This is a genomic window from Deinococcus sp. (assembly GCF_030523985.1).
Taxonomy (GTDB): Bacteria; Deinococcota; Deinococci; order Deinococcales; family Deinococcaceae; genus Deinococcus.
Genome location: NZ_JAUNHK010000068.1, coordinates 11,908 through 13,199 on the forward strand (window position 1 = coordinate 11,908; position 1,292 = coordinate 13,199).

Here is a 1,292-nt window from a genome sequence, read left to right on the forward strand (position 1 = left end):
AAGTACGTCCGGCGCGGCTCCAGCCCGAAGACTTCCACATGCACGGCGTACCCGCGCTCCGGGGTAGCGGCGGCCTGCCCACGTTTGACCACCCGCTCGAAGTTCTCGTCGTGGGCGACTTCCCAGGCCACACCGATGGGCGTTTTGGGCAGCCCCGCCCCCGTCGGCCCCAGCGGGTCGAGTGACAGGCGGGTCCACAGCACCACGCTGCCTGGCTGCGGGTCGCCGGACGCCACGCCGAGTTGAAAGGGCGTGACCGGGTAGCGCACGTTCACAGCGGGGGCGCAGCCCGTCAGGCTCAGCAGTCCGGCCCCGGTGATGACGGAGGCGGCCTGAAGCAGCGAGCGGCGGGAAATCAGATGGGCGTCTTCCTGAATTTTGGGCATGGGGCACGCTCCGGGAGGGATGAAGTCGGCCTCAGCTTGGGGCGGGGGCGTCAGGGGAGGGTCTGCCACATCAGCGCGAAGCAGGCGAAAGCCACCGTTCGCCCGGCCAGCCGCCGTGCCCGCTTCAGGTCGGCGGCTTGGGGTTCTCTGCCGCCCGCGTTCAGCACGTACAGCGCTTGTCCGTCTGGGCCGCGCTTATCCAGCCGCACGCCCAGCGCACCCGCAAAGGCACTCATGGGGTGGCCCGCGTTCGGGCTGGTCGTGTTGCGCCTGTCCCGCGCCCACACGCGCCAGCCCTGGCCGCCGCTCGCCGCCAGCGCACACAGGGCGGTCAGCCGCGCCGGGGCGAGGTTCAGCAGGTCGTCGGCCCGCGCCGCCACTTTGCCCGCCCATTCCAGTTCGGCGGTGCGGTAGCCCCACATGGCGTCGGCGGTGTTGGTCAGTCGGTAGGCGGCGGCGAGGGGCAAGCCTCCCACGCGGTAGGCCAGCAGCGGGGCCACCACGCTGTCCGAGAGGTTTTCCGCCAGACTTTCGATGGCCGCGCCCGCCACTTCCGCCGCACTCAGGTTGGACGTGTCACGGCTGACCAGATGCCAGCTCAGCAAACGCCGCGCTTCAGGCAGGTCATCCCGTTCTAGCGCCGCGCCCACCTCCGCCACCGCATCGAACAGGGCTTGACGCGCCAGCAGCGGCTTGAGCAGGGCACCCTGCGCGTACCAGGGCAGGCGGGAAGCCGCGAGGCCCACTCCCGCCGCCAGCCCCGCGCCCAATGCCCAGCCCGCCGCGCCCTCGGCCAGTTGCTCCCCAGGCGTAAGCCCTCGCCAGTTTTTCCGCGCCCACTTGAGGTAATTCCCCATATGGATGACGGGATGAACACGGGCGGGCGGTTCGCCCAGGGCGTCCAGG

At 71.0% G+C, this 1,292-nt stretch carries 2 protein-coding genes; both read right to left on the reverse strand.

The window, feature by feature from the left end:
- Positions 1-386, reverse strand: a 386-nt coding sequence (locus Q4C89_RS10390; protein WP_303102543.1) for a PhoD-like phosphatase N-terminal domain-containing protein, incomplete at its 3' end; no start/stop codon positions are given.
- A gap of 50 nt (positions 387-436) precedes the next feature.
- The gene (locus Q4C89_RS10395) at positions 437-1,291 is read right to left on the reverse strand and encodes a CobD/CbiB family cobalamin biosynthesis protein (protein ID WP_303102544.1); all 855 of its coding nucleotides are present in this window, start codon (positions 1,289-1,291) and stop codon (positions 437-439) included.
- Between the last annotated feature and the right edge of the window lies 1 nt (position 1,292).